Annotated in this window: 6 protein-coding genes and 1 rRNA gene (1 of these 7 only partly in view); 3 read left to right on the top strand and 4 right to left on the bottom strand. The window is 38.8% G+C overall.

Going from position 1 to position 8566, the window contains the following annotated elements; genetic code table 11:
• Positions 1-1032: ribosomal RNA gene (locus B1A77_RS05535) — 16S ribosomal RNA — on the bottom strand (it extends 531 nt beyond the left edge of the window).
• Positions 1033-1573: 541 nt separating this feature from the next.
• On the opposite strand from B1A77_RS05535, the gene B1A77_RS05530 reads away from it, so the two are divergent.
• Entirely contained in the window at positions 1574-2305 is a 732-nt protein-coding gene (locus B1A77_RS05530) for an SIMPL domain-containing protein (protein WP_004692958.1), read from the top strand.
• On the opposite strand, the gene B1A77_RS05525 is transcribed toward B1A77_RS05530, so the two are convergent.
• Complete coding sequence (locus tag B1A77_RS05525) at positions 2286-3032, bottom strand: ubiquinone/menaquinone biosynthesis methyltransferase (protein ID WP_077708221.1); 747 nt, start codon at positions 3030-3032, stop codon at positions 2286-2288. The genes B1A77_RS05530 and B1A77_RS05525 overlap by 20 nt on opposite strands.
• A gap of 346 nt (positions 3033-3378) precedes the next feature.
• Here B1A77_RS05525 and sstT point away from each other — a divergent pair, with 346 nt between their 5' ends.
• Positions 3379-4599 carry a serine/threonine transporter SstT gene (sstT, locus tag B1A77_RS05520; protein WP_004692960.1) on the top strand — a complete coding sequence of 407 codons (1221 nt, stop codon included), beginning with the start codon at positions 3379-3381 and terminating at the stop codon, positions 4597-4599.
• Between the two features lie 245 nt (positions 4600-4844).
• Positions 4845-6362, top strand: coding sequence for a dihydrolipoyl dehydrogenase family protein (locus B1A77_RS05515; RefSeq protein ID WP_077708220.1), 1518 nt, complete (start codon positions 4845-4847; stop codon positions 6360-6362).
• A gap of 189 nt (positions 6363-6551) precedes the next feature.
• Here B1A77_RS05515 and B1A77_RS05510 read toward each other — a convergent pair whose 3' ends face one another.
• Together B1A77_RS05510 and B1A77_RS05505 are read right to left on the bottom strand one after the other, a co-directional pair.
• Positions 6552-7208 carry a PepSY domain-containing protein gene (locus B1A77_RS05510; RefSeq protein WP_004692962.1) on the bottom strand — a complete coding sequence of 219 codons (657 nt, stop codon included), beginning with the start codon at positions 7206-7208 and terminating at the stop codon, positions 6552-6554.
• A gap of 127 nt (positions 7209-7335) precedes the next feature.
• Entirely contained in the window at positions 7336-8457 is a 1122-nt protein-coding gene (locus B1A77_RS05505; protein WP_004692963.1) for an AI-2E family transporter, read from the bottom strand.
• Positions 8458-8566 lie beyond the last annotated feature (109 nt).

Here is an 8566-nt window from a genome sequence, read left to right as displayed (position 1 = left end):
TGGTTCTGTCCATCAATGTCAAGACCTGGTAAGGTTCTTCGCGTTGCGTCGAATTAAACCACATACTCCACCGCTTGTGCGGGCCCCCGTCAATTCCTTTGAGTTTCAACCTTGCGGTCGTACTCCCCAGGCGGGGTACTTATTGCGTTAACTCCGGCACAGAAGGGGTCGATACCTCCTACACCTAGTACCCATCGTTTACGGCCAGGACTACCGGGGTATCTAATCCCGTTCGCTCCCCTGGCTTTCGCGCCTCAGCGTCAGTTTTCGTCCAGAAAGTCGCCTTCGCCACTGGTGTTCTTCCTAATATCTACGCATTTCACCGCTACACTAGGAATTCCACTTTCCTCTCCGATACTCTAGATTGGCAGTTTCCATCCCATCACGGGGTTAAGCCCCGAACTTTTAAGACAGACTGACCGATCCGCCTGCGCGCGCTTTACGCCCAATAATTCCGGACAACGCTTGCCACCTACGTATTACCGCGGCTGCTGGCACGTAGTTAGCCGTGGCTTTCTATTCCGGTACCGTCAATCCTTCTCACTATTCGCAAGAAGGCCTTTCGTCCCGATTAACAGAGCTTTACAACCCGAAGGCCGTCATCACTCACGCGGCGTTGCTCCGTCAGACTTTCGTCCATTGCGGAAGATTCCCCACTGCTGCCTCCCGTAGGAGTCTGGGCCGTGTCTCAGTCCCAATGTGGCCGTTCATCCTCTCAGACCGGCTACTGATCATCGCCTTGGTGGGCCGTTACCCCTCCAACTAGCTAATCAGACGCAATCCCCTCCTTCAGTGATAGCTTATACATAGAGGCCACCTTTCATCTATCCTCGATGCCGAGATTAGATCGTATGCGGTATTAGCAGTCGTTTCCAACTGTTGTCCCCCTCTGAAGGGCAGGTTGATTACGCGTTACTCACCCGTTCGCCACTAAGATTGATAGAAGCAAGCTTCCATCGCTCTTCGTTCGACTTGCATGTGTTAAGCACGCCGCCAGCGTTCGTCCTGAGCCAGGATCAAACTCTCCAAGATACCTTGAAGCTATTTGAATAGCTCATTATTTGTTGTCGTTACATTGAAGTAACTTTGAATTATGGTTGGTTTTGACTATGTCAAAACCCGCACTCTGGCATATGTTCAATCATATGATTGATTACCTATCATTGTTCAGTTTTCAAAAATCTGTTATCAATTTGCACTACTTCATTATTAAGTACTGTCGTAATTGACGACTTGATTATAATAACATTATGACCACTTTCATGTCAACACATTTTATAATCTTTTTTGAAGTTCATTTTAAACCTCTAAGTGTATTGCTACACTCATTAAGAAACAGCCGCTCAAACGACTGTATGCATATTATAGTACAATGAAAATATAATCGCAACCCCCAATTCTCAATTTTACAAAATCTTCATTTTATTTTCATTTTTAACCATAAACCTAATAATTGATTTTACACAATTAATCATGTACAATGTAGCTGTAATAAAGAACTTTCAGCACAAATTAGTTTTCTTTTATTAGCGTTTACCAATATGAATATTACATTATTGTAAGGAGATTGAGTATGAAACTATCAAAACATTTATTATCAAAAGCTGTAGCTATAGCTGCTATATGTGCTACTATGGGAACCACCACATTAGCTGCACCACAGGGCACATTTGATACTTCAGAAATTAATATTACTGGTCAAGCGTCTCGATCTGTAGCACCTAACTATGCGATTTTAACACTTGGTATTACAAGCCAAAATACCAATATCAATGCTGCAAAATCTAATAATGATCGTATTATGAGTAATTTAATTAGTCAATTAGCTAACTTAGGTGTTGCAAAAAAAGACATCTATACATCTAGCATTTCCATCAATCCAACGAGTGACTATCAAGACGGCAAACGCATCAATACAGGTTACAATGTATCAAATCATGTAACAGTTAAGATCAATAACCTTGATAACGTAGGAAAGGTTGTCGATGCCGCTGTTAGCGCTGGTGCTAACGACATCAACAACCTTTCATTCCAAAATGATGTGTCTCAACAATTATCTGATTCTTTAACTACAGAAGCGATTCAAAACGGTCGCCATAAAGCAGAAGTTATCGCAGCTGCCCTCGGTCGTACATTGGGACCAGTAAAAACTGTTTCCATTAGCACAACTGAAACTAGCACAATGGACTCTGGTTACTATCGTAACCCAGTAATGCTAAAAGCAGCTCTCGAAACTGCTACACCTGTAGAAAAAGGCTCTTTAATAGTTTCCCAAGACGCTAACATCACTTATTATCTACAATAGAATTTTCCGGTACCACACCTTCGTGTACAGCTACAATGCCGCCTGTCAATTCATGATAGGTGGCATTTTCATATCCTAGAGATTTCCAGATTTCTAAAATCTCACTTTGATGAGGGTATCTACGTAAAGATTCTGGAAGCCAGGCATAGGAAGAGTTATCTTTGCTCAATTTTCCTATAATAGGCAATATATATGAAAAATAGAAATTATATAACTGTTTAAACCCAAACATACTTGGTTTTGCAAGTTCTAACACCACAACCTTCCCCCCTGGTTTTACCACGCGTTGCATTTCAGACAATACCTGCTTAATATCTGGAACATTTCGCATTGCAAAGCCACTCATTGCAGCATCAAATGTATTATCCTCATATGGTAAGGCCATGGCATCACCTTGTACTAAATTTACTTGATTAAGTAAACCAGCAGCCTCAATACGAACACGACCTTGATTTAACATTTCACTATTAAAATCTAATGCCTCTACCTTCAAAGTGGGCTCTTGACATAATGCTTCCTTCGTAAATACACAAGTGCCACATGCCACATCAAGTACATATTGGTGAGGACCGATATTCATCGCTTTTACAGAGAATTTACGCCAAAAATAATCTTGTCCAAAGCTTAACACCGTATTCATTAAGTCATAGTTTTTTGCAATATTAGAAAAAACGCCTTGTACAAATTTCTCTTTATCTGCATACGTTTTAAATTCTTTAGTATTCATTATGGACCTTTCACAAATCAAGAACTATGTTCAAGAATTATATATGGCATAGTATACCACACTATAGGAACGCTAAAAAGAATCCTAATATATATACTCTATATAGTGACTATGTAATATATACATACCTACTAAAAACACTGGTATTTAGTATTTTCCGCTACATAATATAGAACTAAACACACATATTTATTTTTTACCTATATTCATAATAAATATATACGACTATCGATTATAATATCTATTGCCACCATTTCATGTTCGTTGTATAATGACATATGTCCATGTTGAAAGGATACTTTATCATGGGATTTTATTTGTTTTTATATAAGTATTGGAGTGTACTATGAATCGATTTGTAAAATCAATCAATAGAGTCAGTCTAATCCAACAAATTATCATAGGTTTGATTATTGGTATTTTAACTGCTCTTTATGTGCCCGATGTGGCCAATGAACTTGCTTTATTAGGAGTCCTCTTCGTTGGAGCGCTAAAAGGTATCGCCCCTATCCTCGTATTTTTCTTAGTAATTGCTGCGATTAGTAAACATCGCTCTGGACAAAAGACAGGTATGGGCTCTGTTATAACCTTATATTTACTAGGTACATTCCTATCTGCGGCTTTAGCAGTAATCGTAAGCTTCTTTTTCCCTACTACATTACACCTAGCAGCAGGTGCCGCCGATGCCGCACCACCACAAGGTATCGTAGAGGTTATGACAACATTACTAAAAAATGTAGTTGATAATCCAGTAAAAGCATTAATGACTGCTAACTACATCGGTATTTTAGGTTGGGCACTTATCATTGGTGGTGCTTTACGCCATGCACCGATGAATACGAAGGAAGTTATGGAGTCCATTGCACAAGCTATTACTACTGTAGTAGGTTGGATCATTCGATTCGCCCCTCTTGGTATTATGGGCCTTGTAGCAGAATCCATTGCTACTAACGGCATCGAAGCCTTGATTGGGTACTTTCAATTACTCGTATTATTACTTGGTTCTATGATCTTTGTAGCACTAGTAATCAATCCAATTTTATCCTTTATTTACCTTCGTCGTAATCCATACCCATTGGTATTCAAATGCTTACGAGAATCTGCAATCTATGCGTTCTTTACACGTAGTTCTGCTGCAAACATTCCCGTAAACCTTGATTTAGCCAAACGATTGAAACTTAATCCAGATATGTATTCCGTATCCATTCCATTAGGAGCTACAATCAATATGGGTGGTGCAGCAATTACAATCACAATCATGACATTAGCTGCGGCGCATACATTAGGTATCGTTGTAGATATTCCTACCGCAATCCTATTATCTGTTATTGCCACTATTGGTGCATGTGGGGCTTCCGGTGTTGCAGGCGGTTCCTTGCTACTCATTCCATTGGCTTGTTCCCTATTCGGTATATCCAATGATGTAGCAATGCAAGTTGTAGGCGTAGGCTTTATTATCGGCGTATTACAAGATTCCACGGAAACTGCACTTAACTCTAGCACAGATATCCTCTTCACTGCTACTGCTGATTATGCAAAACGCGGTTATCATCAAGATTGGAACTAAAATTTTTTTAGACGGTCCTTTGGGGCCGTCTTTTTTTGTAAACTAATTGTACATTCTTTTATAGGACTTTGTGAAAGTTACATATATCCGCGCCTCTTAATTTTCTGGAAATGATATTATGTATTTGGATCAACTAAATATAAACTTTCACCAATCACTAACAAACTATATTGATTTTCTTCAATGTAGTGGTATAATATAGTTAATGATAATAACTATTAGTAGATATATAGGAAGGAATCAACATGAAACAATACGATATTATTGTAGTTGGTACAGGCGGCGCAACCATCGTAGCTGATGCTGCGCTCAAAAAAGGCCTTAAAGTGGCAATCATAGAAAAAGGTAAATTTGGTGGTACATGTCTAACTCGCGGTTGTATTCCTACAAAAGTTATGGTTACAGCAGCTAATGCAATTCAAGAAACAAAAGAATTCAAAAAAATTGGCGTTAACGTTGGACCTGCTACTATGGACTGGCATACTGTGTCCAAGCGTACTTGGCATAAAATTGACGAATCTGCAGGCATCTATGATTATTACAATGCCTATGACAACGTAGATGTGTATCGTGGTGCAGCAAGCTTTGTATCTGATAAAGTGATGAACATCCATCTTAACGATGGGTCTGGCATTGTAGAAATTACAGCGCCTACAATTATCCTTGGTACTGGTGGCTATAGTAATGTACCTAATGTACCAGGTCTTCAAGAATCAGGGTTCCTTACTAGTGAAAGTCTCTTTGGTGATAAATTCCCTAAACAACCATATAAATCCCTTGCTGTACTTGGTGCGGGTCCGATTGGTGTTGAGTTCGCTCATGTATTTGATTCCGCTGGTACAAAAGTAACAATTCTACAACATAATGTACGTTTAGTTCCTAAAGAAGATGCAGATATATCGGAACACTTGCTTAACAACTACAGAGAACGTGGTATTAACGTACTTCTAAACCAAGACACTGTTGAAATCCGCCAAGAGGATGGCCTTAAAGTAGTAGTTACTAAAGATCGTACTACTGGCGAAATTACAGAAACTAAAGTTGAAGAAATCCTTGTAGCTGCAGGTATCCGTCCAGCTGTGGAAGAACTTCACCTAGAAAATACTGGTATTGAAACACGGCCTAAAGGCTGGATTAAAACTAATGAATTCTTAGAAACATCCGTTGATGGTATCTACGCTTTAGGTGATGTAAATGGTGAACCTGCATTCCGTCACCGTGCAAACTACGAAGCAGATATCATTGCTCACAATCTCTTCTATGCAACAAGTGAAGATGATTACCGTTGGGCAAGGTATGATACATTACCTAAGGTTACATTCTCCTATCCTGAAATTGGTAGTGTAGGTCTCACAGAGGCGGAAGCTATCAAAGCAGGTTACAATGTAGGGGTTGGGAAGAACTTCTACTCCTCCACTGCAAAAGGCTATGCAATGGGTATCAACCCTGGAGATGTAAACGATGGATTTGTAAAAATTGTAGTAGATAAAGACACCAACCATATCCTTGGTATGCATGTCGTAGGTCCTCAAGCCTCTATCCTCTTCCAGCCTTATGTGAATCTTATGAATAGTGGTGTAACTCCGTTGACAGCCATCAATGAAGAAATCGCTTCTGAACGCACTAAACGTTTACGTGAAAAAGGTATTACTCGTGAAATGGACCCTAGATCCGTTATCACTGTAGGCGAAACTATGAGCCCACATCCATCCCTCGTCGAGGTTATCATGTGGACACAAGTGTACTACGAAAATCGTTGGTAATACAACTATAGTTATAAATAATAAAAGGACTAAACCTAGGCTCAGTCCTTTTGTTGCAAACATATCTATTGTAAAAAAAATATTCTAACATAAGAGCACTATTAACCGATATTTTATAGTATCGGAATCGCAAAAAAGAGCCAAAGGCATTGCCTTCGGCTCTTTTCTTATTAATCATCAATAGATAGGTTAGCGGCCCATATCTATATCAGAACCCCAAACGAGATTTGTTTTACGACCATCAAAGCCTTGATCTGGCTCAGGTGGTAATTTATAGGATTTAGATTGTTCTACATAAGCACCTGTCTCAGCATCTACTGTAACAACTACTTTTTTACCATCTTGATGCATAGTCACATAGTATAAAACTTTACCATTATGAGCTTCAATTTTCCAGCCCTTCATAACAGCATCATTTCCAAGTTGTTGTTTTGCAACACGTTCTGCTTGCGTTGATTCAATGACTTTATCTTTATTGAAAATCTCACCAATAACTTTCTTAGGTTTGCCCCCCTCTTCCATATCAGAAGCATTACCAGTGATTACGTCAATTTTCATCTTGTACTGATGATACTTACTATAACCAACTACTTTATAACCATAGTTCAAGTCATTAGAGTTGAGCTCTACAGAATGAAGCGCCGCATTTGGATAGCGATTTTGAAAAATAGTTCCAATTTGGCTCATAGTCATAACTATGGACTCGCCAGGTGCACGTTTTACAGAAATATCCGTACTTGTTTCAGGCTTTGTTTTGCGTGCATCTGCCACACTTGGTGTAGCAACGGATAACATACCCACTGCTAATACCCCCGTTAATGCCATAGAAATCAACTTTTTATTCATTATAATCCTCCTACTAGATACTATGCTTCTATTAATCAAACTATTAGTACACTAGAATTTCTATAAGTTCATGCTATATTCAGCAACACGAAAAATATGTAAATAGTCATATCATTTAGACAATATACTATAAACCTTCATTAGATGCAAGTCGTCCATCTACATCAGTCATAATCAATTTATAGCATGTAGCCACTAAAGGTACACCGATCAACATACCAGTAACCCCCATCAAACTACCGCCTACGATAACAGCAGCAAATACCCACAAACCTGGTAATCCAACAGAGTTACCTACAATTTTAGGATAAATAAAGTTACTTTCAATTTGATGAAGTACCTCTAAAATAATTACATATATGAGAGCATCCATAGGGCTAACAGTAAGTAGCATAACGGCTCCAATGATACCACCAACATAAATACCTAATAGTGGAATCAAACCAGTTAGACCAATTACACAGGCAATCGTTGTAGCATATTCAATATTAAATAGCCATAAAGTAATTCCTACCATCACGCCTAGAACCAAGGCATCTATAAACTGACCTACAAAAAAATTACTGAATGTTTGAACTGCTACGCGAGTTACATAACTAACTCGATTTACCCACTCATCTGATGCATATGCCTTTAATATACGTTTACCTTGTAACATAAGGCGTTCCTTATCAAGCAACATATAAACAGCAAAAATTAAGCCAAGGCCTATGTTCAAAGTCCAAGACAATACGGTGCCCATTGCATTTACAATATATGTGCCACCTTTTGTCCCCCATTCACGAGTATATTTAGCAATATTCTCTCCACTTAGGGCATCTATAATTGTTTGATTCGACGCCATTGGAACTGTTTCTGTAATATGTTGCATCCATGTTTGGAAATCCGTATACAATTGCGGTGATGCAGCTACAATAATCGACATAGAATGAATCAATTGAGGTAAAGCCATCCGAGCAATAAAATACACAATAACACTAATTGTTACAAAGGATAGCAAAAGACTCAACGGGCGACGTATTTTATACTTCCATCCAGAGCCACACTTGGGCCATAGCCAACGTTCATAACGAACGACTAGAATATCCAATACAAAAGCAATACAAGCACCCACAATGAGCGGAACAAAAGCCGTAAAGATAGCGTCAAGACCACTAGCAATATCACTTATACGTAGTGCCATCATAATCATAATGCCCGCTAGTATAATAGCTCCTATGAGCTGTTTGTAATATTTGAATTCTTTCATAATAACCTACTTCACATAACACTATTAATAAGCTACACCTATATAACTATACGATTCTCACATCGCATACATTACCAAAGCATAATGAACATTGTATGACCTAGGATTG

The organism is Veillonella parvula (assembly GCF_002005185.1).
Lineage (GTDB): Bacteria > Bacillota > Negativicutes > Veillonellales > Veillonellaceae > Veillonella > Veillonella parvula_M.
This window is presented reverse-complemented; position numbering and strand designations above follow the sequence as displayed.